We start from the raw sequence: 26865 nt of genomic DNA on the forward strand, positions 1-26865 counted from the left end.
GGGAGCAGCGTAGTACCTGGGGTACCAAGCTGCTCCCGCCAACGTTTGTTAGGGCGATCAGACCTTGGCGGCAGCGGCGTTCATTGCGGCCGCTTCAGCTTTGGTCGGTTTGGTTTCTTTGGTGAAGAACAGTGCGATGACGCCCATCAGCGCAACGGCCATCATTACGAACGCTGGCATGGTGTTGTTGCCGGTTTCGGCAATCAGCCAAGCCGCAATGAGGGGGCCCGTGCCACCGAAAAGAGCTACACCAAAGTTGAACGGGATTGCGAAGCCGCTGAAGCGGACGTTGGCCGGGAAAGCTTCGGTGAAGTAGGTGGCGAAAGTGGAGTCGTTGAGGGAGAACGTCGCCACCAGCAGGATCTGCAGGGCCATTGCTGCGGCGAATCCGCCGCCGGTTCCCAGGAGCAGGAAGATTGGGTAGCTCAAGGTCAGGAAGATCAGTGCGCTGGCCATGAGGACGGTCTTGCGGCCGAACCGGTCGGCGAGGTACGCGCCGGCGTACAGGAAGGGGAGGTAGATCAGCAGTGAGGTTGTCATGATGCTGCTGGCTTCGAAGGCGGAGAGGCCTACTTCGACTTCGAGGTAGGTCTGCATGTAGCCGAGGACGAGATAGTAGCCTGTGGCGTTGATTCCCATGACCGCCAGGGTGCGAAGGAGTGGCTTCCAGTGTTTGCGAAAAACTACGAGACCGGGCAGTTTCGTGAGCTCTCCCTTTTCCTGGGCTTTTAGGAAGACAGGGGTTTCATGGATGCGGGTTCGGAGGTAAATGCCGATCAGCGTCATGGGTGCCGCGAGGAGGAACGGGATACGCCAGCCCCATTCAGCCATGGCGTCTGGCCCAAACTGCCCGTTGAGGAAGGTTGCCACCGTTGATGCTGCAAGGAATCCGATAGCGCATCCGATGGGTACGGCGCTGATGTAGCGTGCCCGCTTATCGGCCGGCGCGTATTCGGCGAGCATGACGGCGGCACCGGAATATTCTCCGGCTGTGCAGAAGCTCTGGAAAAGCCGCAGGATCACAAGGAGCACAGGTGCCCAGAAGCCGATGGTGGCGTAGCCGGGCAGCAGGCCGATGCACGTGGTTGCAATACCAATCCCGATGATGGTGATGGCAAGGGTGCGTTTCCGGCCGATTTTGTCTCCGTAGTGCCCCCAGAACAGGGCGCCGATGGGACGCATCGCGAAGGAGAGAGCGAACAGAGCGAAGGTCTGCACGAGCGCAACCGCGGGGTTGCCTGGGGGAAAGAAGACGACGGCGATAGTGGTTGCCAGGTACGAGTACGAGGCGTAATCGAAGTATTCAATGAAGGTGCCCACCGAGGCTGCAAAGAGCGGCTTCTTTGCCGCAGCCTGCGCCGGGGCAGTTGTTTGAGGTGTACTTGAGAGCATCACTCGTGTTCTTTCTGCAGGAAATCAAGGTCAAGCGGCGAAGCGGGCTCGAACGAGGAACGGGAAGCCACCTTGATTTGAGGATGTTGAAAAGATATTGCCGGAAGGTTTCCCGGTTGTCATGTGCGGCAACGACTGCCAATTTGCCGTAGGCAGAGGCTCTTCAGCCTGTGCAGGAATACAACTTGCGAGACGGAACTCCCGGGGTACGTGAGTCCAGAACCGAAGCAAACCTTTTGTCATCACTTGTGGGTGTGATCACAAATCATTGATCCGAGTGTGGCCCACCGCACCTGCAGCCGTCAAGAGCTGGCGGCATTTTCAATGTAAAAGTCTTGTTACAGGGGCTTTCCAAGGGCCAAGGACCCCCAAGTGATGTGAGCGCCGGAGGCGGTGCCTATGGACCCTTCTCGGCTCAAGGTCCCGTCCTTGACATATGTGATCACTAATCACATACTGAGTCGGTCACCAGGTCCGCCCGCCTGCCGTCGGTGGCGGGGCACAGCCGGAAATCTTTTCTCCTGCTGTCTGTCGCTGTCGCTTGGCAGGGGCATCACCTTTACCCAAGGTCTTTCAACTATTCGCGTCATTGCCCTGAAGCAGGGATCTCCGAGAGGACATCATGAACCAACCTTCCATCACCCACCCTGCAGTGTCTTCACAGGACCGAGTCATCGAGTTTGATGAGGGCCGGCATGCCAAAGCCCGTATCGGTTTTGTTCTTCTGGCTATGGAGCAAACGATTGAAAGCGATATGTTTCGTCTGGCACCCCCGGGGGTTGGAGTGCACTTCGCTCGGGCACCCATGGCCAACCGGGTCAGCGTTGAGACATTGCTTGCCATGGAATCCGGTATTGGTGATGCTGCCGCCACGATCCTCCCTGATGTCACGCTGGACGTGGCTTGCTACGCCTGTACGTCGGGAAGCGTAGTCATCGGTGAGGACAACGTGTTCGCCCAGTTGCGTCGCGGCGCCCCGGATGCAAAGCCCACGTCTCTTATCACGGGAGTCATCAATGCTTTGCGCGCCATCAACGCCAAGCGCATCACGATCGCAACCCCTTATCTGGATGAAGTGAATGTCATCGAGCGTGAGTATCTCGAGGAGCGGGGATTCGAGGTCCTCAACATTGAAGGGCTCAACATCGAAAATGATGAGGACATGGCCCGGGTAACACCTGCCTACTTGGCAGACTTCGCTGCCTCTGTAGATCGCGAAGACAGCGACGCGGTGTTTATCAGCTGCGGAGCGCTGCGCTCGGTGGAAATCATCGACACTTTGGAGGCACGGCTCAACAAGCCAGTCATTACCAGCAACCAGGCCATGATGTGGGACTGCCTCCGCACAGCCGGCGTCACCGACAGCGTCGAAGGCTACGGCACCCTGCTCCGGGACTTCTAAGTCTCCCGCCCACATAGCTGACCCTCTAAGACAGGAACGAAAACATGAACATCACCGTCATCGGAGGCGGCATCATCGGCCTGTGTTCTGCCTACAGCCTGAGCAAGGCAGGGCATGAAGTCACGGTAATCGACAGCGGAACCTGCGGCGCAGGAGCCTCCGAGGGAAACGCCGGCTGGATGGTCCCCGCGCTCTCCCAGCCTTTCAACGCTCCCGGTGCAATGAGCGACGCCATCAAGGCGATGCTCCACCCCGACAGCGCCATAAGATTCCAGACACTCCCCAGCATCGACTTCCTCAAGTGGGTAGCCCTCTTCTACCGGAACAGTTCACAGGCGAACTCCGCAGCCGCACGTCAAGCCCTGGTTTCCCTTAACGACCAGACCATCGAGCTTTTCGACAAGCTGCTTCTGGACGTCAAAGTCGAAGTCCACAACGACGGCTTGCTTTTGCCCTTCCGCACCCAGGCAAGCATGGAGGGATTCCTCGCCTCACATGCACAGATCCAGCAGGCCGGGTACGCGGGCCGGGCCGTCAACATCACACCGGAAACCCTCAGCACCATGGAGCCTGATCTCGCCCCTGGAATGGTGGGCGGCGTGCACCTGGTCGATGAAAAGAGCGTGCGGCCCGAATCATTCACGGCCGGCCTGGTTAGCTGGCTGCGTGCCGCGGGCGCCAAAATCCTGGAAAACTGCGCAGTCCGCAAGCTGGAAAGGACGACGGGCGGATGGTCCATCGAAACCGAAAACGGTACCCAGAAGGCTGATCAGGTTGTCGTAGCGGCAGGTGCTGCCTCCGCCCGCATTCTTCGAACGACCGGAGTCAAACTTGCCCTTGAACCAGGACGGGGCTGCAGCATAACTGTCACAGACGGTCCCGTACTGAACCGCCCGGTCAAGCTCGCCGATGTCAGGGTGGCATGCACACCCTTTGAGACCGGCACAAGATTTTCGGGGACGTTCGACTTCGCCGGCCACACCAGTTCTTCCTCCTTGGGCCGGATGAAGAGCGTGCTCCGGCACGCATCCCACTACTTCCCGGCCCTGGCTAATTTGCAGCCCACCGCTACCCAAGTGTGGAGCGGCTTGCGTCCGTGCACACCGGACAGCGTCCCCTACATCGGCGCAGTCCCTGACAAGCCCGGACTCCTGGTCGCGACCGGGCACGGCACCCTCGGTATGACGTTGGGGCCAGTCACCGGTGATGCGATTGCCGGCATCGTGGGCAACGAACCCATCCCGGCGCACATCCGTGCCTGCGCTCTGGACAGGCCTCAGCTCCGCCTCGTCTGAACCGAAGCCCAACACTTAAGACTTAGAAATCTTGCCTGGCAACAGGGATGAAAGGAACACCAATGAAAACCGATCTCAACGTTGAGCAAGACCTGAAAACGACACCGCTCATTCCCCATCAGCCGCACTTCACGATTGAGGAGTACCGCGAGCGTCTCCACAAGGTTCAGGACCGGATGGTACAGGCGGGACTCGATGCGCTACTCATCCATCAACCCGAAAATCTTGCCTGGCTGAGCGGAGTATGGCACGACGGATTCTTCGCCTACCACGCCCTCCTCGTACCCCAGCAGGGCGACCCGCACCTGGTCATGCGGGGGCTGGAGAACCCCGTGGCAGAAGAACTGTCATGGGTGGAGGACAGGCACCTGTACTTAGATGGGCAAGACCCCATTTTGTTCCTGAAGGAAGCGGTCGAAGAGACAGTCGGCGCTGAAGCCGTCATCGGCGTCGAATACGACTCGCATTACCTTTCGCTGGGACGCTTCGAGAGCATCCGCGCGGCGCTTCCCCGCGTCCGCTTCACACGCTCCCTGCAGATCGTCGAAGAACTGCGTCAGATCAAATCAGCCCGCGAAATGGACTACCTTCGTACCGCCGGCCGCATTGTGACCGCAGCCGTGGACGCTGGCCTGAGGGCCGTCCACGAAGGCGTCTCGGAGCTCGAAATCGCTGCCGAAATTGCGGCCGCCCAGGCACGCTCCGGGCACGACGGTTTCATGGGCGGGATGGGCGGCACCATCTGTTCAGGCTGGAGGACCGAACAGCTGCACGGACAGCAGACCGACCGCATTCTTGCCGCAGGCGACAACGTCCGGCTCGAACTGGGCGGAATCTACAAGCAATACTGGGCAAAACTGATGCGCTCCGCCGTCGTCGGCCCAGTAAGCAGCTCCGTTCTACGCGCAACCGACATTCTCCGGACAGCCCAGGACGATGCGATCAGCCGGATGGGCCCGGGAGTTCACGCCTCCGAGATCGCCAGCGCCTGCCGCCTTCCGATCCTCAACGCCGGCCTCGAAGAACGATACGACCGACGGGTCGGGTACGGGCTCGGTCTTCAATTCCATCCGACCTCCGGAGATTTCAGCCTCGATATCGACGCGCAATCCGACTATGTCCTCGCACCCGGCATGGTGTTCCACATGCTTCTCGGCGCCGGCGGCGCCGCGCTCAGCGAAACAGTCGTCGTAACGGAGTCAGGGCACGAAGTGCTTACCTCCACAGCCCGCGAAACGTTCTCCTGCCCCTAAACAGCGCGGAGGAAAGAGACCGAACCATGAAAAAACCCACCGTTACCGTCATATCCCTGGGCGGGACAATCTCATGCACACCGGCAATCGCCGGCGACGGAGTCGTCCCAACGCTGGGAGCCGCGGACCTTGTCCTCTCCCTCGGAACGGCTTCCGATGTGGACATCCAGCCCTTTACCTGGAGCACACGGGACTCGTCGGAAATCACCTTTGCTGAACTCGTGGACCTAGCGGCCGAAGTCCGTAAACAATTCGACGCCGGCTCACAAGGGGTCGTACTCACACAAGGCACCGACACCATTGACGAGTCAGCCTTCGCCCTGGACCTCCTCCTCGGCATCAAACATCCCATCGTCATCACCGGCGCCCTCCACAACCCCAGCCAGTCCAAATCAGACGGTCCGGCAAACCTCCAAGCAGCCCTGCAGGTGGCTGTCAGCCCGGAACTGCGGGACATTGGCACCGTCGTGGTGATGAATGATGAAATTCATGCAGCCCAATGGGTCCGTAAAAGCCATACGTCGAACTCGGCTGCGTTCCAGTCCCCTGGGGTTGGACCAATCGGTTGGATCGCCGAAAACCGCCCCGTCTTCGCCCTAAAACCAATCCATTCTCGGCAAGCACCGATCCACGATGCCACAGGCGCCGGAAACGTTGCCTTCATCACCGCCGTCATGGATGACACCCCGACGATTGTCGACTCCATCCTGTCCCTGGGCTACAAGGGGCTCGTAGTTGATGGGATGGGTGGCGGTCACGTCAGTGGCGGCTTCTCCGAAGCCCTGGCAAAAGCAGCACAATCGATTCCTGTTGTTTACGCCTCTCGAACCGGATCGGGCTCCGTACTCCAAAGCACCTACAGCTCACCAGGGGCAGAAGTCGACCTCATCAACCACGGCCTCATACCAGCAGGCTCACTTCCAGGCCTCAAGGCCCGTATCCTCCTCACGCTCCTGATCCGCAGCGGCGCGACCCACACCGAGATTGCGGACGCTTTTGCAGCACATGGAAGATATCTCTCGCGTCCCGCCCATCACCTGAACCCGGAGTCAAACTATGCGTAACCTTGTCAACCACAACAGCGAAAACAGCCAACCATACGCTGACGTGGCAATCGGCGGCGGCCTCATCTTTACCAGCGGCCAGATCCCCACCTCGGCAGACGGAACAACCCCGGAAGCCTTCGGTGACCAGGTCAAGCAGACCTTGGAAAACCTCGAACAGACTCTCAAGCTCGCAGGAGCGGGGCTGGGCGACCTCTTGAAGGTCACGGTGTATCTGGCATCACTGGACGACTTCGCCGAGTACAACAGGATCTACACCGACAAGCTCACACACGCCGGCCTGCCGACACGAACTACCGTCGAAGTCAGCAGGTTCAGAGGTACGAAACGCATCGAACTTGAAGCAGTCGCCGTCGCTCCTGCAGCTGGTTAACGGAAGAACGAAAAAAGATCGCCCAGGTTGGATCCAGATACCCCTTTCGGCGGGCCGGAAGATCGGTCCGAAAGGGGTTCTTCCACGGCAAACGTGATTTGTGATCAAACCGTCGCTTGGATATCATTAGCCGTCTAGACGGAGAGCGGTAGGGTGATTTGGCAGACCCAAATCGCAGACGTTGCGCATACTGCTAGCGGGTAACCTCTTACACCGCCAGCGTTCACTCCTGGATATAGCGGATGGAGCAGACCATGGCCCAAGCGGATCTCATCGTCACCCCCACTTTGGTGGCAGACCAAGTCTTCGACGTCCTGCGCAGCAGGATCCTCACCGGAGACCTGGCCGGCGGCTTCCCTCTACGGGTTCGCGATGTCGCGGCCATGGTGGGAACCAGTGTCATGCCGGTCCGGGAAGCGATCCGCCGCCTGGAGGAAGCCGGACTGGCCACGCGCATCCCGCATAAAGGGGCAGTGGTCCGAAAATTCAGCGTAAGCGAACTAATCCACATCTACCAGGTCCGCACTTTACTGGAAGTGCAGGCCGCGCAGCGAGGCGCCGCAAGGGTTACCGACCAGGATCTCGTAAAGATGCAGGCAGCCTGCGACCGGATGCTCCTGGCAGTCGCTGAGGAAAGGGTCTCGGACGCACTGGATGAGGACGAAGTAATTCATCGCACACTGTACAACGCTGGCGGTAACCCCGTTCTCACGAACGTCATAGATACCTTGTGGCTGCAATGCCGGCCCTACAAGGTGATGGGCGCAGCAGAAGCTATCGCCAACGATGATTCATCTCTCTGGACCTCACAACAAGCCATTGTCGACGCCGCGAAAAGCAGGGACGCTGACGCAGCTTCCGAGCTCATTGACCAATCACTTGCCAGTGCCCTCCAACGCCTTGAAAAACGTCTCATTCCCTCCGATGCTTCCGAGCATGAACGGGAATCGATAGCCGAGGCGGGATAACACCGGCATGACCCGACAACCAGGCCAAGTAGTTATTGGGACGCGTAGCTCTCCGATGGCGATGGCTCAGGCCGAGCTCGTCCGCTCGCAAATCCTCAGCCTTGACCCCAGTTTGACGGTGACTTTCACTCCCGTGAAGACGACGGCAGACCTTTGGCTCGGGGACCTTTCCACCATCGGAGGAAAAGGGCTCTTCACCCGCCAGATCGACCAGATGCTGATGGATAACCACGTAGACGTAGCGGTTCATTGCGTCAAAGACATCCCGGGCGACGAGATGCTTCCTGAAACACTAATGTCCGCAGCTTTCCTCAAGCGGGATGATGTTCGAGACGTCTTAGTAACAACGTCAAAGCTCGGGCCATCGTTGAACGACCTACCGCCCAACGCGCGGATCGGAACCTCATCTGTCCGCCGCCGCGCTCAACTTCTAGGCATACGTACTGACCTGGACATCTCACCTCTACGGGGCACCCTTGGAACCCGGCTACAACGCCTTGCCAGCGACGATGCTGAAAGCCCTGACGCGATCATTGTGGCGGCTGCTGGACTACACCGACTAGGCATCCTTGACAGGACTTCGAGCTACTTCAGTACCGACGAAGTACTTCCTCCTGTGGGCGCGGGTGCACTCGTCGTTCAATGCCGGCGCGATGACCCGCTCCAGGAACTACTGGCAAAACTCGATCACCCACAAACACGCCGGGAAGTCGAGGCAGAACGAGCAATGCTTTTCGGCCTTCAAGGACACTGCAACTCTCCAATCGCAGGATTCTGCCACACCACACCTGACGGCCAGCTCAAATTGACCGGGCGCGTGTTCTCAAGCGACGGCGCAACATCAATTGAAAGCCAGTCGTCCGCTCAACCTGATCAAGCTCCCGCCCTTGGCACCAAAGTAGGGAACGATCTGCTGGCTCTGGGTGCAAAGCTTCTAATTGACCACCCCTGAGTGTTCAGCCAATTTGAACTGAAATGTGCAACGGAAGAGCATCATCGGCGCGCCCCGACCTCGTTGCTCCCTTGCTCCTTGCAAAGAGCCGATAACGGATATTCCGTCAAGCTAGGGCGGCGAGGAGCGGCGGGGGAGCGGACTATTCATTCCTCCAAGTCAGGCCGAGCATCCGGAAGGCGTTCTTGATCGCATCGCTGTCGTGGTGCAGTTCCGCGGGCTTGGCGTGCGTTAGCTTCGGGCTGATGTAAGGGTCGCCCGGCCGTTCGAAGATTGCCCAGAGCCTCAGGTCGTCGCCATGGCGGGACGCGAAGGTAACCCCGTCGAGTTCTGTTGTCTCGTAGATCCAAGCGGCGATTGCCTGGGTCAACCGGCGCGGCCGGGCATCTTTTAGGGCTGCGGCGTCCAGATCTAAAAGTCCAAGGCCGAGAGCCAGCCCGATGAACTGCGGATGGAGGACAGCGATGGACCGGGAGTCCGTCACGGCGCAGTAGGTACCGGTAAGTTCGGCTGATGTCGCTGCACGGGCGTCAAGCCATTCCCGGGGCACCTGCCCGGATACCAGTGTCGGGTGCAGCACCGCATCTTCGTCATCCTCGACGATCTCGTCCAACTCCGTTGCCAGCCTCGCGTCACGGCGGAAGGCGGCGAGCACCTCGAGCAGGCATGCCCTCAGGCTGGAGCCGGCGTAGACGGTCCGGAAGTTTCCGTGCAGGTCATCCCAGCGGCCGGGGAACCTGCCATCGGTTGCCCACTCCCAGCCACTCCACGCCCAAGGATCCGGGCGGAAACCAATGCGCCATACCCGGGTGTCAGCAGTGGTTGTTGCCAGTTGTCGATCGTCTACCACCCGTCAGCCTGCTGCCGCGAATGCCCTGGCAGCGGCAAGGACCGCCTGTGCTGCGTCATCGACTTGCCCGTCGCGCAGTAGTCGCGCTGGCGGCACGTCGTCCAGTTGGGGGTTCATTCCCTGGAACCACGCTTGAACCACGGAGCGGGAGTCCCGCTCAGCCAGCAGAGCTGCGACGTGGTAGGCATGACGCAGCCGGGTCATGACCTCGGCTGACGGTTTCCGCTCACCGTCGGCCCACTGACGCACGGCTCGGGTTTCCTTGACCGAGCCGATATAGGCAACGAGCTTCGCCCCCAGGATGTCCCGCAGGTCCCGGACCAGTTCAGGCTCGGAAAGCCGAATGGAATCCTGGTGCGCTTTCAGCCCTCCACGGGCTCCTGCAACGGCTGTCATGCTTTCATGGTGTCATGGAACAGCAGTATGTTTCAACGGTCCAATCACACCTCGAATCACAGGTTGGAACGCAGAAAATGGAGAGCTGGTCCTTCCGCCGCTTCGAGTGGTGGCGTCAGGATAGTACGAGATTTCGTTTTATTGACGGTGGCTCATGATGTTCTTAGATCCAACACTGACAGTCAGAGGGGCCGGAAACTGAGGTGCACTGGTCCGAGAATCATCGAAATAGTCCCAAGAATGGGGGCAGGATGGAACTCGCCTGGCGAAAAGGCCGACGATTCACCTCTTGATGCCTGGCAGGGTGCCCGAGAACCAGACCGGAGCGCCACAGACGGGGCGAGTCTTCCCTTGCCAGCGCACCCCGACGTCAAGTTGGGGTGTGCTCTTCAATGACGAGACGGCCTCGGAGCTACACCATCCGGACGCCATGGGTGGGAGCCGCTGGTCGTCGAAGCTTGAGTGCTCAGATCTAGTTTCCCCCCGACACGATCGCTGTCAGTTCCAGATACGGCGAATGTACGTTCCTGGTTGTTGTTCTACAACGCGCCGGCTGTGGGCTCCGTCCTGCATCAGCCACAGTAGAGATCCGTCGGCCATGACAGCTTCGACCCGCCCGCGGTCGGTCACGCTGCCGTGAGTGTGAACTTCGACGTCCTGGTTGGTCAGCACAGTCCAGTCGTCAACAGGCTGCCACGGTGCGAAAGAGGGGGTGTTTGTTTGGTCTTGATTCGGCGTCGTGCTTGTTTGCATGTCGTCCTCGAGCTTCATTGCAGCAGACGCTGAGCAGCTTTGTGACGGGGAGCATAGCGTTCGCGAATAGTGTTTGTCTTTTGAGTGTTAGCCGAACAGGACGGCCGCTTCGTCGTAACGCTTCTGCGGGACGGTCTTGAGCTGACCCAGAGCTTCATGGAAGTTGACGTGCTGGATGTCCGTTCCCTTTAGGGCCACCATGGTGCCCCAGTAGCCTTCAACGACGGAGTCGATGGCCGCCATCCCGAGGCGGGTGGCCAGAACCCGGTCGAAGGCGGAGGGGACGCCGCCGCGCTGGATATGGCCCAGGATGGTGGCGCGGGTTTCAATGCCAGTCCGGGCTTCCAGCTCAGGTGCGAGCTGCTCGGCGATGCCGCCCAGGTGGGGACGGCCGAAGGTGTCCAGGCCACGCTCGGAATAAGCCCCGTCCATATGTTCGGGAATGAAGCCTTCTGCGACGACCACCAGGGGTGCGCGGCCACGGTGGTGGGCTTCCTTTACCCATTGGGTGATCTGGTTGATGCTGACTTTTTGTTCGGGGATGAGGATGGCGTGGGCGCCGGCGGCCATTCCGGCGTGCAGCGCGATCCAGCCCACGTGGCGGCCCATCACTTCGGCGATCATGCACCGGTGGTGGGACTCGCCGGTGGTCCGCAGCCGGTCGATGGCCTCGGTAGCGATCTGCACGGCGGTGTCGAAACCAAAGGTGTAGTCAGTGGCGTCGAGGTCGTTATCCACGGTCTTCGGAACACCGACGATTTTCAGGCCGACGTCAGTGAGGCGCTTGGCCGCGGCCAGGGTACCTTCACCGCCGATCGCGATCATCGCGTCGATGCCCAGGCGGTCCATGTGGGCCTTGATGACCTCGGGGCCGCCGCCGTTGTCGAACGGGTTGGTGCGCGAGGTGCCCAGGATGGTGCCGCCCTGCTTGGCGATGCCGCGGACCATGGTGCGGGGGATGTCGATGATGTCGCCCTCCACCACGCCGCGCCATCCGTCGAGGAAGCCGACGAACTCGTGGCCGTGGATGGCGATGCCTTTCAGCACGGCGCCGCGGATGACCGCGTTCAATCCGGGGCAGTCGCCACCGCTGGTGAAGATTCCAATTTTCATGCGTAATTCCTAGAGTTGCCGTGTTGGAAGGGGGTTCATCAGAAAAGCCCGATACAGCCATAAGGCTGATTCGACTTATCGCCTTCTCGTATTACCAGGTAGTTTGTTCGTAGCTCATGCCGTAGGGAACATCGGGGTCGAGGCTTACGATGACAGTCCCCGGAGCCGTCCGGGTCACCCGAATTCCCTGCCTCCGATATCTCGCGCAAACAGCGAGTTTTTGGACGACGGCCTCGACGGCTGCATCCAAACGGGTTCGTGTGTGCACATGAACGGTGATGGAATCGTGTTGGGTGCGTTCGTGCTCGTGGAAGTCCGTGCAGGTGGAGTTCTCTGTCTGCATTTATCCACTGCTCCTACAGTTCATTTCGGCGGGATATAAAGCCTTGGGGGTTGTTTTTCTGCCACCGCCAGTGGTCTTCACACATCTGGTCCACGGTCTTGGTGGTGGACCAGTTCAGGTCAGCCAGAGCGGAGTTGGAGTCGGCCCAGAATGCGGGCAGGTCTCCCGCGCGGCGGCCGGTGATCTCGTAGGGGATGGGCCTACCCACCGCCTTTTCGAACGAGCGCAGGACCTCCAGGACGGAAGAGCCCTTGCCGGAGCCGAGGTTCCAGCGGAAGACGCCGGTAGTTCAGCGTCGCGACGTGTCCTTCGGCGAGGTCCACCACGTGGATGTAGTCGCGCAGGCAGGTGCCGTCGGGGGTGTCGTAGTCGCCACAGAAGACCATGAGCTTCTCTCGGCGGCCCACGGCCACCTGGGCGATGAACGGGACCAGGTTGTTGGGGATACCCTGCGGGTCCTCGCCAATCCGTCCGGAGGGGTGTGCGCCCACCGGGTTGAAGTAGCGCAGCAGTGCGATGTGCCAGCGGGAGTGGGCGGTTCCGAGGTCGGAGAGGATGTCCTCGATCTGTTCCTTGGTGCGTCCATAGGGGTTGTTGGCGCCGATCTCCATCGTTTCCACGTAGGGGATGGCGTTGTGTTCGCCGTAGACGGTGGCAGAGGAGCTGAACACGATGGAGCGGACGTCATGCCGGTCCATGGCGCGGATCAGGTTCAACGTGCCCACCAGGTTGTTGTAGTAGTACTTCAGCGGCTCCTGCACCGACTCGCCCACGGCTTTGAGCCCGGCAAAATGGATGACCGCATCGATGCCGGCGCCGGCGAAGACATCCTCGACGGCGGCTTCGTCGACCAGGTCAACGTGGTGGAACTCCGCGGTCTTGCCGCTGAGTTCAGCCACGCGACGCAGTGACTCCTCGCTGGAGTTGACCAGGTTGTCGATGACGACCACGTCGTGGCCGGCTTCCTGCAGGGACAAAACAGTGTGGGAAGCGATATAGCCTGTGCCGCCTGTAACCAAGATTTTCATGAGCGAGTGTGGGTTGGGTTTGCAGGTATCGCTTCGATGTTCCAGCTCGCGGTATGACTTTGCCCCGGGAGGAGGACTATGAGGTCTGTCCTGGTGTTGAAGGCATTAGGCGGACAGGTCATTGGTTCTACCGCCAGGCCGGCTCTGCTGGATTCCACATCTGGAAGGTCGGCTGTGTGTATCTGAACCCAGGGACAGTCCCGGCCCCATGTCATCGAAGTTCCCGACCCGTCCCATGTCGTCAGGCGTGCAGTTGAGTAGCCCTCATCGTCACGTACAAGGTTGGTAAAGGCATGGTCTAGTGTTGTGGAACCGATAGGTCGGGGGGACACAAAGTCGTAGCGTCGATCATCGGAAACGTCGCTTACTCTTGCCAGGCCAGCAACCCATGGAGCGCATGGCCCCGGCTCGGTTCGTTGATACCGAGCTGGTATTCCACGCCTTCGAATTCATACCGACCTGCGATCACGCTGTTGGGCCAGGGGCCAAGACTGCACCTCGGTAGGCGGGGCGGACCTGATGTTCCGAAAAGGGGAGAATCAGGTCTCTGCCGTTGTGGCGCAAGGAGCGCAACGTTGCACCTACGCTGGCTATTTCGGCGGTGTAGGGGCCGTAGCGCAGCGTGGTCTGTCGATCCGAGATCGGGACGGTATCGGTGCTCGTCCTGGGCATTACGAGGCTGGTCATTTAGGGGCCCCCAGGCGGAAAGTGAGCGTTCGTGCCTCCGGCGCCAACGCTGACTCGGGCCAAACATCCGGGCCACACGAGCGGGTGCCGAGCCCGTGCTGAGCCGCATCGAGGTATAGCCATGAGCGCGTGGCAAGAGGCAGCTCGTGCGGGTGTCCAGCTGCGGCCAGCTCCTGGGCCGTGTAGCGGCTCAAGGTGAAGCCCGGCAGGCGGCCCCGTGCATCCGGGAACGCGTCGAACCGTACCCACGGTTCTGAGCCCCGGAGCAGGCTGAGCGAACGAAGGCCCCCGCGGTGACCGGTCTCCTGCGGCCGCGCGTATGGCACGGCGAGCTGATCGATCCCGGCGGCGTACCGTCCTACATGTGCAGCTTCGAGGCTGTCCGGGTAGGACTCGTGTGGGCCCAGCCCGAACCATGACGCTGCGTCCACGTGAGTGGGTAGCCCGAACCGGACCCCGACGCGGGGCCACACGCCGCCCCAATCGGAGGACGGAAGAATGTCCACCCGCAGCCACAGACCTTCGGAATCGAGGATCCATTGCTCCTCGACGGTGACGGTGCGGACCTGGTCCGCCGCGGCGTACCGGGTGCGCACACGGAGGGCCCGTTCACCGAGCACTTCGACTGCCTCAACGCGCCCGTGCAGCCGGTCCAGTCCGGCTTTGTACCAGCGTGCTGCCGACGACGGCCCGGGAGCTCCTACGCCGGGGATTCCGTCTGCGTCTGGTGCCCAGGGGTCGGTGTCGATGTATCCACCCCGGGATTCGCCGCGGTCATTGTCCGTGGGAGCCCGGAACAGTTCAAGGCGGGGCCCATCGACAGGGAGGCCCGCGAGTGTAACGAGTCGCCCTTGATCGAAGACTGCCGGTCCGAGCTCCAGGAGCCCAGCGCTTTCCCCTTGCCGCCAAGCTCGGCCCGGGAGCCCGGCAGCGAACGGCAGCGGGCGCGTCGCGGATAACGCGAGGCGGCCCTGCGCCGAGGCGACTTCGTGCCCGGAAGGCGCCCACCCGGCATCCTGCGCGAGGACGGCCTCGACGGTCACCCATACCTCTCCTGTGCATCCTTCCGCGGACACTGGCAGGGGCACTGAGGCCGAAGCGCCAGGGGCGAGAGGACCGCCGTCGAGCCCATCGACGGTGAGCTCACCGGAGGCGACTGGTTCGCCGTTATCTTCAAGGCGCCAGCGGAAGACCAGGTCTCCCAGATCAGCGCTGTGTCGCAGGTTTGCCACCCGGACCAGGGGCTTGCCGCCCGGCTCGAGCCCTTCAAAGGTAAGTCCCACTGGCGCCACGGCGGCCTTGAATTCATACAGTCCCGGAGAGGGGGTCGAGTCGGAGAGGATGAGGCCGTCGAGGACGAAGTTGCCGTCATGGATTTCCTCGCCGAAGTCGCCGCCGTAGGCGAAGTATTCGGTGCCATCCGCGGTACGGGCGGCGATACCGTGGTCGCGCCACTCCCACACGAACCCGCCGTGCAGCCGCGGGTATTTCGTAACCAGGTCCTCATACAGCGATATGTTCCCGGGCCCATTGCCCATCGCGTGGACGTACTCGCACAGAACAAACGGCTTGCTCCGCTGCCGTGCCCCCTCGGCAGGGGAACAGCCCAGCAGCGGCGTGGTGTCGCCGTCGCGCCCAATCGTCTCCACCTCGGGCAGGGTCGCGTACATGCGGGAGTACACGTCGGTGTACGCGCCAGCGTAGTCATTTTCGTAGTGGACGGGCCTGCCCGCATCCCGTGCGTGCACCCATGCCGACATGGCGGCGAGGTTCTGCCCTGTGCCGGACTCGTTGCCGAGGGACCACATGACGATTGAGGGGCGGTTCTTGTCCCTCTCCACGGTCCGTTCGATCCTGTCAAGGAATGCCTCGCGCCACAGTGGCTCGTCACTCGGGTTCCGGGCCCAGCCGTGCCGCTCGAACCCGTGAGTCTCGAGGTCGCACTCGAGGATGACCCAGAAGCCCACCTCGTCTGCGAGTTCGAGCAGCCTTGGGTGGGGTGGGTAGTGGCTGGTACGGATGGCATTGACGTTGGAGCGCTTCATGAGCGCGAGGTCCTCGCGGGCGAAGTCTTCATCGAAGACGCGGCCGAGCGTGGGGTGGGTCTCGTGGCGATTGACACCGTGGAACACGACCTTGCGTCCGTTGACCAGGAACTGGTCTCCAACGATTTCTACGGTGCGGAAGCCGATCCGCAGTGACACAGTTTCGGTCTTGCTCGCCACCGTCGTGTCGTAGAGCCGTGGGGTTTCGGCGGTCCAGGGTTCGACGGCAGAAACTGCCACGGGTGCAACATCGGCGGGGTTAGCCCACTCGACGTCGATGCCGAGCTCGGGTACGCGGAGGCGAACAGGGTATGAGGACGGCGTCGCCTTAACTTCCGGTTCTATAATCCCGGCCCCGTCGTTGTAGCCGGTCCTGAGCCAGATGTCCTCGATGCCGCCGGCCGGGCGGGACAGGAGGGTCACTGACCGGAAAATTCCAGGGAGCCACCACTGGTCTTGGTCTTCGAGGTAGCTGGAAGCGGACCATTGATGGACGCGGACTGCGATCGTATTGGTGCCAACGCTGACGGCGTCGGTGACGTCGAACTCCTGGGCGAGGCGACTGCCGGCGCCCCACCCGATTTCTGTGCCGTTGACCCATACCTTGTACCGGGATTCGACGCCGTCGAAGCGCAGGACGATGCGGCCGCCGCCGGCTGAGTCGTTGGTCTTCCAGTCGGCGGGCAGTTCGAACGTGCGGCGGTAGTCTCCGGTGGGGTTCTCGTCGGGGACGAACGGCGGGTCGATGGGGAAGGGGAACTGCACGTTGGTGTAGATCGGGCGGCCGTACGATCCGTCGCCCTGAAGCACCCAGTGGGAGGGCACGGTGAGCGACTCCCACGTAGTGTCGTCGTACTCTGCGGCGGCCATCGCGTCTGCGGCTTCCCCCCGGGGCAAGACCCCCCGGCCGCCGGGCGTTCCGGGGACTCCGTTGAGGAGCCGGAATCGCCATTGCCCGTCGAGGGACAGGGACGGGGCGTCGGTGTGAAGCCAGGAACGGGCCGGTACCCGCCGTCCTTCTCCCGGGCCCGGGTCGGTGACGTAAGCGGTGGAGGCTGTTGCCTCCGCTGGGTGCGGGATCATTTGACGGCTCCTTCTGTGAGGCCTCCACGCCAGAAACGCTGAAGGACGATCATGGCGATGGCCAGCGGGATGACAGACAGCAGTACGCCGCCGGTGGTCAGCTGGTAGAACTCGGGGAGTCGGTCGGCCTGGCTAAGCCAGTTATTCAGACCGACTGTGATGGGGAACAGTTTCGAGTCGGAGAGCATCACGAGCGGCAGGAAGTAGTTATTCCAGATGCCCACAAGCTGGAACAAGAACACCGTCACGAGGGCGGGAGTGAGAACGCGCAGTCCCACGGAATGGAAGATACGCAGCTCGCCCGCACCATCGATGCGGGCAGCCTCCAACAATGCCGGATCCACGGTTGCCTGCGCGTAGACCCGGCACAGAAACAGGCCGAACGGCGAAACGAGGGAAGGTAGCAGGACGCTCCAGTACGTGTTGGCGATACCGAGCTGGCTGAAGAACAGAAACAGGGGCAGGGCCGTGGCGGTGCCGGGGACGAGAACGCCGCCGAGGATGAGCCCGAAGATGAAACTGTTGCCCCGGAAGTTGTATTTGGCCAGGGCGTAACCGCCTGCGGCGGCGAAGTACGTCGCGGCGAGTGCGCCCACTCCTGCATACAGAATTGAGTTGAGGAACCAGCGCACGAAGATGCCGTCCCCGTAGGCGAGGACGTTCGCCAGGTTGTCCCACAATACAAAGTGCGGGGCGAACAGGAACCCGTTGGTGGCGAAGAGGTCACCGCTGGTCTTTGTCGCGGCGACCACCACCCAGTAGACCGGGACCAGGAAATAGAGCGCTGCGACGACAAGCAGCCCGGTGACGAGAATGGTTGTGGAGCCGGGGCGCCGGCGACGGGTCACAGGCGGCTTCTCGGTGATGTTCTGCGGCTGGCTAAGGGTGGGGGTGGCAGCAGTCATGAGGACTTCCTGTTCGTGAACCGGAGGAAGGTGAAGGAGAGGATGAAAGCCGCGAGGGCGATGAGCACGGCCTGGGCGGCGGCGACGTTGTAGTCGTTGTACGCAAAGGCAGTAGTGTAGGCGGACAGGTTCGGGGTGTACTGGCTATTGACGGCCGGCGCAACAGTCTGGAGGACTTGGGCCTCGGCGAACAGTTGAAGCGTGCCGATGATGGAAAACACCGTGGTGAGCACGAGGGCGGGCCGGATGAGCGGCAGCTGGATTGTCCACGCGACCCGGAGAGGTCCGGCACCGTCCACGCGCGCAGCTTCATAAACCTCACTGGGAATTGCCTTGAGCTGGGCTATGACGATCAGCATGTTGTAGCCCGTGTAGCTCCACGTAACGATGTTGGCGATGGACCACAGCACGGTATCCGGGCCAAGGAAGTTCACGGTGAGGCCCACAGACCCGGCCGCGTCCACCAGCGGGCTCAGGCCCGGGACGTAAAGAAACGACCAGAGGATGGTCGCGATGACACCCGGCACGCCGTAAGGCATGAAATACGCGGCGCGGAAGAAACCGGGCCACTTAGCCGAGGCTGACTCCAGCAGGAGCGCAAGAACCGTACAAAGGGCGATCATGACAGGGACCTGGACCATGCCGAAGAGCAGCACCCGGCCGATCGAGGCGACAAAGCTTCCGTCTCCGAGTGCGCGGGCATAGTTTTCGAAACCCGCAAACCCGGAGTGGACGCCCATTTCGCCGAAGAGGCCACTGCGGGTCACTTTTGTGAAGCTTGAACCGACCGCAGCGATGATCGGGAAGATGAACGTGAGGGCGAAGAGTGCCAGGAAGGGTGCGAGCAGGATCCAGGGTGCGCTGGTGACGGCACGACGCTGTTGCCTTGCCCGGTCACGGCCCTCCCGCCTAGGTACTGCCGGATGTGCTGTTTCTGCCGCGGTGCTCATGCCTGCTCCTTCCTAATCGTCAGGCCCTTGTTCCTGAAGGCGGTCATGATCTGTTGCTCGGCAGCCACTACGGTGTCGACGAAGCTCGTGCCCGATGCCTTACGACGAAACCCGTCGCTCAAAATGTTGAAGGACTGCGTGGTGACGGGCCACCAAGACCAGTCCATGTTCTGCGACTTACTCGCTGGCACGATGACGTTCTGGTTGTAGTTTTGCCCCCCGAAAAAGTCGGATGGCTTCTCACGCGTGGCACCGATCATGCCCGGCACGGGCGACCATCCGATGCCACTGTTGGCGATCTCGGCGTCGATGCCGGCCTGAGTGGACGTCATCCAGACAGCGAACTCAAGGGCCTCGCGGGGGTGTTTGCTGTTAGCCAGGACAGCCGCGGTAGACCCGCCAAGGTAACTCGACCCATATCCCGTTGAGTCCCAGATGGGCATGGGCGCCACACGCCACTTTCCAGCTCCGCCGCTGACGCTCTGTACGAGCGCATCGGCCCAGCTGCCGCTCGTTAGCGAGGCGAGCTCCCCGCTCGAGGCCGCCGCGTACCAGCCGGGAGTAAAGGGGCCGTAAGCGGTAGTAACGATGCCGTCATCGATGGCCCGGTCAAAGAACCGCGCGACCTTCAGCGTTGAATCGTCAGTCATGTTGATGACCCATCCATCCTCGGCTGGACGCAGCCAGCGGGCACCAGCCTGCGCGGCAAAAGACACGAAGTAGGAGGTGTCCGCGAGGGAGAAACAGTCGATATAAGCGTCGACACTGCGCAGCTCCTGCCCGACGGCTGCCCACTCCTCCCACGTCGCTGGGGCAGAGGCGCCTATCTTAGCCAAGACGTCCGGGCGGTAGAACGTGGCCATTGGCCCCGAATCCTGGGGGATGCCGTAGACACCCCCGGAGAAACTCACCTGGCTCCACAGTGCGGGGTCGTAACGGTTCGCATAGTCACGGGCACCGTAGCGCGAGAGATCCACGAGCCCGTTGACGAGCATGAACTCGGGGACCGTGCGCATTTCAACCTGCGCTAGGTCAGGGCCGCCGCCGGCCGCTAGCGCGGCGTAAAGCTTGGAGTACCCGCCGCGGTTGCCGCTGGGGATCCATACGGTCTCGACCTGGACGTTCGGGTGGCTGGCGTTCCAGATGTCAGCAACCTTCTGGACGTTCTTGAGCCAGGACCAGTACGTGAGGGTCACTTTCTCACCGGCACTGGCGGCAGGAATTGCAGGTGCGGTATTGACGGAAACAGTTCCCGGAGTGGCGCATCCGGTGAGAAGGGCGAGGGCGGAGGCGCCGAGCCCACCGCAAAGGAGTTGTCGTCGTGTCAAAGATGGCATGAGTCCCACTTCGTTATGGTCAGCGCCGCGGACGCGGCACCGGAGCCGGATGGCCCGACGTGACAAGGCTAACATGAAACCCGAGTGAATGCTCGGGTTTCGTGAAATTAGACTGGATTCCATGACTAAGAAGGCGAACGCACGCTCAGGACCGCGCGGCCCCTACGCCAAGACCGCCGAGCGTCAACGGCAAATTCTTGAAGCTGCGGTAGAGGTCTTCGGGTCACGGGGTTACAACGGCGGCAGTATCCAGGACGTTGCGGACCGGGCAGGGATTAGCCAGACGACACTCCTGCACCATTTCCCCACCAAAGCCCAGCTGCTTGTTGCGGTGCTCGAGTACCGTGACCGGATATCTACGAGCACCCCGGGAACACGGGAGCGGTTTGCCGAAACCATCGTGCGGCAGGCGGAGCACAATGAAGGGCTTCCCCACCTCGTAGAGCTCTACTCCGTACTCTCCGGGGAAGCCACAACTGAGGACCACCCCGCCCGTAACTACTTCGTCCAGCGCTTCGCCCGCCTCCGGAAGGAATACAGCGGGGAACTGCGGTATCTGGCGAGCATTGGCCGGCTCAGGCCGGGCGTCGACCCTGATGTCGCGGGACCTACCATCGTGGCTCTATGGGAAGGAATTCAAACCGAGTGGCTCCTCAATCCTGACACCGTGGACGTGCCCGGCATCCTCAAGGGCTACCTCGATCTGATCCTTGTGCCGGAGGAAAACGCAGGATGGTCATCTGGCGCCACCGATAGGGTCCACGCAAAAAGCCGTCCGTAGCCATCGGGTCGTGCCCGATGGAACAGAAACCCTAGGAGCGTCCGCTACACACCGCGCCCATCAACTTCGGCGTCAGAATAGGGCGAAATTCGGTTTCATTGACAGTCGCTCCATGATGCTCTCAGAAGCCAACCTGACATGAGGAGCGGCAGGAAACCCGGGTGCAGTGCACCGAGAATCATAAAATGGTTCAAAAATCGGGGCCTTATGGAAATTTCTTGGGCCGGTCTTTGGGGTGATACCTCTTGCAGCTCTACAGGTACCTAGGAACAGTCCTGAACTCGCCGACGGGCGAATCGTCGCTGGCCAGGCGGCGGCGACGTCAGGTTGGGTGTTGCCTATTCACACGAGATTCCGGACCTAATGTCACTTCCAGAAGCCGCCTGCACTTAATCTCAGAAGCTGATTGCACCATCACGGACCAGCACCAGCCTCAGTCGGTACTGGCCGGCCGCTGCGTGGAGCGTGATGCTATCTGCTCAGCAAGGTGTTGTCCTCGGGTTTCCGCGGTGATGCCGGTGCTGTCGGAGAGGAAGTAGACAGGGCAGAGGTCCCCGCTGGTCATGCTCTTTCCGTTGCTGCTGTGCGGATGTGGTAGCGCAGCCGTCCGTGGCTGGGGTCTTCACGCCGGTGCCGGTTATGCCAGGGGTGGAGCGCGGACCAGGTCATACGGTAGGCGCGGGTACCTTTTAGTTGCTTTGGTTCCACCCACACCTCGTATCCTTCAGCGACTTCGATGAGTATGCGGCCTGCCAGCCCGTCGGCGGCGATCCAGAGGGCGGAGGAATCGGGCATGACGTCCTCGACGAGTCCTGTGCGGATGGGGGTCCCGTTTTTTCGGACTTCCACGACGGCGCCGAGGAGGGTGTTCCAGGTGTCATGGCGGAAGACGGTCATGGGGGTGCCTTTCGTTTCTGCGGCGGTGGGGAACGCGTGGGGCGCCGGCACTGCGGGGGCACGGCCTGGATCGCGGCCGGGCCCCCGTCGTCCGCGGGTCTTAGCGGGCGATGATGACGTCGAGTGTGCGGGGGCCGTGGACTCCCTCGACGCGTTCGAGTTCGATGTCGCTGGTGGCGCTGGGGCCGCTGACCATCGTTAACGGTCTGGTGCCGTCGATCCGGCGCAGCGCTTCGGGCAGGATCCCGGCGATGTCGGCGACTTCCACAACACAGATGTGGTGGTCCGGGACGAGGGTAATCGCGCGGCGGCCCTGGTTGGGGCTGCCGTCCAGGATGATCGTCCCCGTTTCGGCGACAGCCACGGCGCTGCCGGTCACGACGGCGTCGATGCCGTCGAGCTCGGCGACGCTCAGTGGCGCGGTCATCGAGTCCAGGCGTCGCCGGCTGTCCTGTTGGAGTTCAAGTCCGGTGAGCCAGTCGGCGTCCAGCCCGGCGGGCACGACGTAGCTGCCGGCCTCGGCCAGGAGTTCTGCAATTTTCATCGGGACGTCCTCGGTGTCCACGATGCAGACCCGGGCTTTGTAATCGATCAGGCGGTCCACCAGCAGCTCGATCAGCTCGGCTTCGTCCAGCTGGGACGAGGCCCGGTACCCACGGGGGATAACGGGAACCTCGGGGGCGTCTTTCAGGGCGGTGCGGATCCGTTCAAGGATCTCTTCACGGGCGCTCATGGCTGGTCTTCCTGGTCGTGGGCTGCGGCGGGGGCGGTGCCCGGGGCGTGGTGTTCCTTCTTCCACCAGTCGCGGAAGGATTGCTTGGGCGGGGCCGGGATGTCACGGCTTTGCGTCCAGCCGGCGGCGATGCCGGGCAGTTTGGTGATTTTCTTGTCCGGGCCGGCCGCCAGGCGTCCCAGTGGCAGGCCTTTTTCAAGCATGCCCAGCCGTTTGCCGGAGGACAACGCCCAGGAGGCAGCGTTCATGCCGATGTCCATCTGGGTGGGGATCTTCTTTTTCCCGCGTTTGCTGTCCACGTCCACGCTGCGCAGGTGCACCAGGATGTCAGGAATGTTGATCTTCACCGGGCAGGCGTCGTAGCAGGCCCCGCACAGCGAGGACGCATAAGGCAGCGAGTTGTTCTCCTCGGCCTGGATGCCGGTCATCAGGGGTGAGAGGATCGCCCCGATCGGGCCAGGGTACGTTGACCCGTAGGCGTGGCCGCCGGTGCGTTCATAGACGGGGCAGACGTTCATGCAGGCGCTGCACCGGATGCAGTGCAGTGCCGAGCGGCCCATTTCATCGGCCAGGGCAGCGCTGCGGCCGTTGTCCAGCAGCACCAGGTGCACGTTCTGGGGCCCGTCGCCTTCGGTGACGCCGGTCCAGAGGGAGGTATAGGGGTTCATCCGCTCACCGGTGGAGGACCGCGGGAGGAGCTGCATGAACACTTCAAGGTCCTGCCAGGTGGGCAGGAGTTTCTCCACACCCATCACCGTGATCAGAGTCTCGGGCAGGGTCAGGCACATCCGGCCGTTGCCTTCGGATTCAACCACGGCGAGGGTACCGGAATCTGCCAGGGCGAAGTTGGCGCCGGAGACGGCGACCTTGGCAGTGAGGAATTTCCGGCGCAGGTGTGCCCGGGCTGCCGCGGCGAGGCGGGCCGGTTCGTCGGTCAGCTCCCGGTCGACGCCCTCCATTTCGCGCAGGAAGATGTCCCGGACCTGGGTGCGGTTTTTATGGATCGCCGGGACGAGGATGTGGCTGGGCTTGTCGTGGTCCAGCTGGACGATCAGCTCGGCGAGGTCGGTTTCGTAGGCGGCGATGCCCTGTTCTTCAAGGTATTCGTTGAGGCCGATTTCCTGGGTGGCCATGGATTTGATCTTCACCGCTTCGGTTTCCCCGGTTTCCCGGATCAGACCGGCGACGATCCCGTTGGCCTCATCGGCGTCGCGGGCCCAGTGGATCACGCCGCCTCGGGCGGTGAAGTTTTTCTCGAACTGTTCGAGGAGCTCGGGCAGGCGGGCCATCACGGATTCCTTGATGGCGGAGCCGGCGTCGCGCAGTTGTTCCCAGTCAGGCAGTTCGGAGACCACTTGGATGCGTTTGTCTCGGATGGTGTGGGTGGCGTGGCCGAGGTTGGCCCGGAGCTGGGTGTTGGCGAGTTCGCGGTGCGCGGCCTGGGGGAAGGATTCGGAGGCGTGCAGGTTGCCCGTGCCATGAACGGGGAGTGAGGGCATGCCCAGGTAGGTGCTCATCGTGTTGCCTTTCCGGTGGTGACGCGGACTTCGCCGGTGACAGAGGCCGGTTCTTCCAGGGTGCTGGCGAGGATTTCGGCCAGGTGCAGGGTGGTGACGTCGCTGCCCTGGCGGGAGAGGCCGCCGCCGATGTGCATGAGGCAGGAGGCGTCCCCTCCGGCGCACAGGCTTGCCCCTGTTGCCGCGATATTCGCCGTCTTGTCCTCGAGCATGGCGGAGGAGACGTCGGCGTTCTTCATTGAGAACGTGCCGCCGAAGCCACAGCATTGGTCTGCTTCCGGAAGTTCGGCCATGTCGATCCCTGCGACACTGCCCAGCAACCGCGCCTGCCGGTCCCCGAGCCGGAGCAGGCGCATGCCGTGGCAGCTCGGGTGGTAGGTGACGCGGTGCGGGAAGTAGGAACCGAGCTGCGCGCCAGCATCGGTCACGCCGAGCACGTCCACCAGCAATTCGGAGAGCTCGTAAGTTTTGGCGCCTACGGCGGTGGCACGTGTTTCCAGGTCCTTGTCGCCGCACGAGCGGGCGACCATAGGGTGCTGGTGCTTCACGGAGGCGACGCAGGAACCGGACGGGGCAACCGCGACGTCGTAGTCCTCGGTATCGAAGGCATTCACGTGGTTGGCGATAACGGGGACGGCTTCTTTGATGTAGCCGCTGTTGACGTGCATCTGCCCGCAGCAGGCCTGGCCGGACGGGAACACAACTTCGTGTCCCAGCCGTTCCAGGATTTTCACGGTAGCCCGCGCTGTGGCGGGGTACATCGCATCCACGATGCACGTAGCGAACAAAGCGATTCGCATGGCAGCCTTTCGGGCTAAGGGGTTGTGGTCTGACCATAGTAGATCACGTGACCGGCGCCACTGGCAACCACCGTGGTGCGCGTGAAGGGGCTCACAAACAGGGGAGATGTACGCTACACTCTACTGGTCCGACCACAAAGGTCTGACCATACCCCCCCTGCCGTCCCCCTCAATGTGGAGGAACTCCGTGGATCAGTTCACCCCCAGCACCGACCCGGTGCTCAACAGCGTCATGTGGTCGGCCATCGTCGCCCTGCTGCCGCTGCTGACGTTCTTCATCCTGCTTGCCGTCGTCAAAACCCGCGCCCATGTCGCCGGTGCCTTTGCGCTCCTGGCTGCCCTCCTGGTCGGAATATTCGCGTTCCAGATGCCGGCCGGGCTGGCGCTGCTCTCCGCTACCCAGGGCGGGGTTTTCGGCGCCTTCCCTGTCTTGTGGATCGTCATCATGGCCGTCTGGCTCTATCAGGTCACGGTCCTCAGCGGGCGCTTTGAGGACCTCCGCCGCGTCTTCGATGTAATCGGTAAAGGCGACGTGCGCCTGCAGGCGGTCCTGATTGCCTTCTGCTTCGGCGGGCTGCTGGAGGCCCTCGCCGGTTTCGGTGCGCCGGTGGCTATCACGGCCACCATGCTGCTGGCGCTCGGACTGCCGCCGCTGCGCGCTGCCGCCGCGGTGCTGGTGGCCAACACGGCACCTGTTGCCTTTGGCGCCATGGCCATCCCGATCACCACCGCGGCCGGCCTCACCGGACTGCATGCCACGGACATTGCCTCCGTCGTTGGACGTCAGGCTCCGCTACTGGCCACCATCGTGCCGCTGATCCTGCTCTTCATCCTCGATGGCCGCAAGGGCCTGAAAGACTGCTGGCCCGCAGCGCTGGTGGTTGGCTTTTCATTCGCCACGGCACAGTTCCTGTGCTCCAACTTCTTCTCCTACGAACTCACCGATATCGTCGCCTCCCTCGTAGGCCTCGGCGCGGCCGTGCTGTTCTTCCGCGTCTGGACGCCCAAGGGAAGCGTCGCAGCACGCGAGCGTCTCGGAGCAGCCTTTGATGCAGCCTCGAAGAACACAGCCTCCACCACCGCCGGCGGCGGCTCCCGGCGGGCTACGGCTGTCGCCGTCAGCGAGGCCGCTGCAGACCGGTTGACCCCGACCCGGACGTGGCTCGCCCTGTTCCCGTACTTCCTCGTGATCGTCGTCTTCGGCATCGCCAAGCTATGGAAACTCGGTGCGGACGTGCCCGCATTCCTCGCCTCGACCGACGTCAGAATCCCCTGGCCGATCCTGCACGACGCTCTGGTCAATGCCGAAGGCAAACCCGTCTCCTCCACCATCTACTCCTTCCAATGGCTCTCCACCCCCGGAACCCTGCTGCTAATCACCGGCCTGATCGTCGCCTTCGTGTACTCGAAGTACAACGACGGCGGCCGCTACCCCATCACGGTGGCTAACGCGGTGAAGGAGATCGGCCGCACCATCTACAGGATGCGCTGGGCCGGACTGACCATCATCACCGTCCTCGCACTCGCCTACGTGATGAACTTCTCCGGGCAGACAGTATCCATCGGCACCTGGCTCGCCGGCACTGGCACCTTCTTCGCGTTCCTCTCACCGGTTCTTGGCTGGATTGGCACCGCCGTCACGGGCTCCGACACGTCCGCCAACGCGCTCTTCGCCAAACTCCAGCAGACCGCCGGCCTGAAAGCAGGCATCGACCCGAACCTCCTCGTCGCCGGAAACACCTCCGGCGGCGTCGTCGGGAAACTGATCAGCCCGCAAAACCTCGCTATCGCCGCGTCTGCGGTCAACCTTGAAGGCAAGGAGTCGGTGATCCTGCGTAAAGTAGTGGGATGGAGTGTGGCGCTGTTGCTGGTGCTCTGCACGCTCTCCTACCTCCAGTCCACCCCAATCCTTGGCTGGATGCTGCCCTAGCGTCCCGCCCAATCAGTA

At 62.2% G+C, this 26865-nt stretch carries 23 protein-coding genes and 2 pseudogenes; 9 read left to right on the forward strand and 16 right to left on the reverse strand.

The features are described 5' to 3' along the window. Nucleotides 1-57 precede the first annotated feature (57 nt). A complete protein-coding gene (locus K4G53_RS05855; RefSeq protein WP_221384547.1) occupies nt 58-1392 on the reverse strand; it encodes an MFS transporter in 1335 nt (444 codons plus the stop codon). A gap of 622 nt (nt 1393-2014) precedes the next feature. Between K4G53_RS05855 and K4G53_RS05860 the strand changes: the two genes are divergently transcribed. From K4G53_RS05860 to hemC, 7 genes are all read left to right on the forward strand, one after another. Beyond that, entirely contained in the window at nt 2015-2794 is a 780-nt protein-coding gene (locus K4G53_RS05860) for a hypothetical protein (RefSeq protein WP_221384548.1), read from the forward strand. A 44-nt stretch (nt 2795-2838) separates the two neighbouring features. Then, entirely contained in the window at nt 2839-4089 is a 1251-nt protein-coding gene (locus K4G53_RS05865; protein ID WP_221384549.1) for an FAD-binding oxidoreductase, read from the forward strand. 62 nt (nt 4090-4151) lie between these two features. Beyond that, nucleotides 4152-5342 carry a Xaa-Pro peptidase family protein gene (locus tag K4G53_RS05870; protein WP_221384550.1) on the forward strand — a complete coding sequence of 397 codons (1191 nt, stop codon included), beginning with the start codon at nt 4152-4154 and terminating at the stop codon, nt 5340-5342. A 26-nt stretch (nt 5343-5368) separates the two neighbouring features. After that, complete coding sequence (locus tag K4G53_RS05875) at nt 5369-6406, forward strand: asparaginase (RefSeq protein WP_221384551.1); 1038 nt, start codon at nt 5369-5371, stop codon at nt 6404-6406. After that, nucleotides 6399-6779 (forward strand): RidA family protein, encoded by a 381-nt coding sequence (locus K4G53_RS05880; protein WP_221384552.1) that lies wholly within the window; start codon nt 6399-6401, stop codon nt 6777-6779. The genes K4G53_RS05875 and K4G53_RS05880 overlap by 8 nt, the downstream gene beginning before the upstream one ends. A 242-nt stretch (nt 6780-7021) precedes the next feature. After that, the gene (locus K4G53_RS05885; protein WP_260323283.1) at nt 7022-7747 is read left to right on the forward strand and encodes a GntR family transcriptional regulator; all 726 of its coding nucleotides are present in this window, start codon (nt 7022-7024) and stop codon (nt 7745-7747) included. Between the two features lie 7 nt (nt 7748-7754). After that, nucleotides 7755-8699: a hydroxymethylbilane synthase gene (hemC, locus tag K4G53_RS05890; protein WP_260323285.1), complete on the forward strand. Its 945-nt coding sequence runs from the start codon at nt 7755-7757 to the stop codon at nt 8697-8699. A gap of 142 nt (nt 8700-8841) precedes the next feature. On the opposite strand, the gene K4G53_RS05895 is transcribed toward hemC, so the two are convergent. From K4G53_RS05895 to K4G53_RS05940, 10 genes and pseudogenes are all read right to left on the reverse strand, one after another. Further along, nucleotides 8842-9549, reverse strand: a complete 708-nt coding sequence (locus K4G53_RS05895) for an RES domain-containing protein (RefSeq protein ID WP_221384554.1) — start codon at nt 9547-9549, stop codon at nt 8842-8844. A gap of 3 nt (nt 9550-9552) precedes the next feature. Continuing rightward, a complete protein-coding gene (locus K4G53_RS05900; RefSeq protein ID WP_221384555.1) occupies nt 9553-9945 on the reverse strand; it encodes a hypothetical protein in 393 nt (130 codons plus the stop codon). 498 nt (nt 9946-10443) lie between these two features. Continuing rightward, a complete protein-coding gene (locus K4G53_RS05905) occupies nt 10444-10716 on the reverse strand; it encodes a hypothetical protein (RefSeq protein ID WP_221384556.1) in 273 nt (90 codons plus the stop codon). Between the two features lie 69 nt (nt 10717-10785). Continuing rightward, the gene (locus K4G53_RS05910) at nt 10786-11811 is read right to left on the reverse strand and encodes an ATP-dependent 6-phosphofructokinase (RefSeq protein ID WP_221384557.1); all 1026 of its coding nucleotides are present in this window, start codon (nt 11809-11811) and stop codon (nt 10786-10788) included. Between the two features lie 356 nt (nt 11812-12167). Continuing rightward, nucleotides 12168-13182, reverse strand: a pseudogene (gene galE / locus K4G53_RS05915) (UDP-glucose 4-epimerase GalE). Continuing rightward, nucleotides 13179-13854, reverse strand: a pseudogene (locus K4G53_RS05920) (hypothetical protein). Before K4G53_RS05920 ends, galE begins: the two co-directional pseudogenes overlap by 4 nt. A gap of 11 nt (nt 13855-13865) precedes the next feature. Continuing rightward, nucleotides 13866-16997, reverse strand: a complete 3132-nt coding sequence (locus tag K4G53_RS05925; RefSeq protein ID WP_221384558.1) for a glycoside hydrolase family 2 TIM barrel-domain containing protein — start codon at nt 16995-16997, stop codon at nt 13866-13868. Further along, nucleotides 16994-17902 (reverse strand): carbohydrate ABC transporter permease, encoded by a 909-nt coding sequence (locus K4G53_RS05930; protein ID WP_201435008.1) that lies wholly within the window; start codon nt 17900-17902, stop codon nt 16994-16996. The genes K4G53_RS05925 and K4G53_RS05930 overlap by 4 nt, the downstream gene beginning before the upstream one ends. Then, nucleotides 17899-18852, reverse strand: a complete 954-nt coding sequence (locus K4G53_RS05935; protein ID WP_201435009.1) for a carbohydrate ABC transporter permease — start codon at nt 18850-18852, stop codon at nt 17899-17901. The genes K4G53_RS05930 and K4G53_RS05935 overlap by 4 nt, the downstream gene beginning before the upstream one ends. Then, nucleotides 18849-20189: an ABC transporter substrate-binding protein gene (locus K4G53_RS05940; protein WP_201435010.1), complete on the reverse strand. Its 1341-nt coding sequence runs from the start codon at nt 20187-20189 to the stop codon at nt 18849-18851. Before K4G53_RS05940 ends, K4G53_RS05935 begins: the two co-directional genes overlap by 4 nt. A gap of 121 nt (nt 20190-20310) precedes the next feature. Between K4G53_RS05940 and K4G53_RS05945 the strand changes: the two genes are divergently transcribed. Continuing rightward, the gene (locus tag K4G53_RS05945; protein WP_260323288.1) at nt 20311-20970 is read left to right on the forward strand and encodes a TetR/AcrR family transcriptional regulator; all 660 of its coding nucleotides are present in this window, start codon (nt 20311-20313) and stop codon (nt 20968-20970) included. 433 nt (nt 20971-21403) lie between these two features. Here the strand turns inward: K4G53_RS05945 and K4G53_RS21255 are convergent, their stop codons facing one another. The 5 genes from K4G53_RS21255 to K4G53_RS05965 all read right to left on the reverse strand — a co-directional run bounded on the left by K4G53_RS21255 (nt 21404) and on the right by K4G53_RS05965 (nt 24917). Next, nucleotides 21404-21535, reverse strand: a complete 132-nt coding sequence (locus K4G53_RS21255) for a hypothetical protein (RefSeq protein WP_260323289.1) — start codon at nt 21533-21535, stop codon at nt 21404-21406. Next, a complete protein-coding gene (locus K4G53_RS05950; protein WP_221384560.1) occupies nt 21532-21867 on the reverse strand; it encodes a hypothetical protein in 336 nt (111 codons plus the stop codon). Before K4G53_RS05950 ends, K4G53_RS21255 begins: the two co-directional genes overlap by 4 nt. 100 nt (nt 21868-21967) lie before the next feature. Continuing rightward, nucleotides 21968-22600: an LUD domain-containing protein gene (locus K4G53_RS05955; protein ID WP_221384561.1), complete on the reverse strand. Its 633-nt coding sequence runs from the start codon at nt 22598-22600 to the stop codon at nt 21968-21970. After that, on the reverse strand, nt 22597-24117 hold the full coding sequence (locus tag K4G53_RS05960) for a LutB/LldF family L-lactate oxidation iron-sulfur protein (protein WP_221384562.1): 1521 nt from the start codon (nt 24115-24117) through the stop codon (nt 22597-22599). Before K4G53_RS05960 ends, K4G53_RS05955 begins: the two co-directional genes overlap by 4 nt. Continuing rightward, nucleotides 24114-24917 carry a (Fe-S)-binding protein gene (locus tag K4G53_RS05965; protein WP_221384563.1) on the reverse strand — a complete coding sequence of 268 codons (804 nt, stop codon included), beginning with the start codon at nt 24915-24917 and terminating at the stop codon, nt 24114-24116. The genes K4G53_RS05960 and K4G53_RS05965 overlap by 4 nt, the downstream gene beginning before the upstream one ends. A 187-nt stretch (nt 24918-25104) precedes the next feature. Between K4G53_RS05965 and K4G53_RS05970 the strand changes: the two genes are divergently transcribed. Beyond that, entirely contained in the window at nt 25105-26847 is a 1743-nt protein-coding gene (locus tag K4G53_RS05970) for an L-lactate permease (protein WP_221384564.1), read from the forward strand. The last annotated feature ends 18 nt before the right edge of the window (nt 26848-26865 follow it).

The organism is Arthrobacter sp. MAHUQ-56, from assembly GCF_019710585.1.
Taxonomy (GTDB): domain Bacteria; phylum Actinomycetota; class Actinomycetes; order Actinomycetales; family Micrococcaceae; genus Arthrobacter.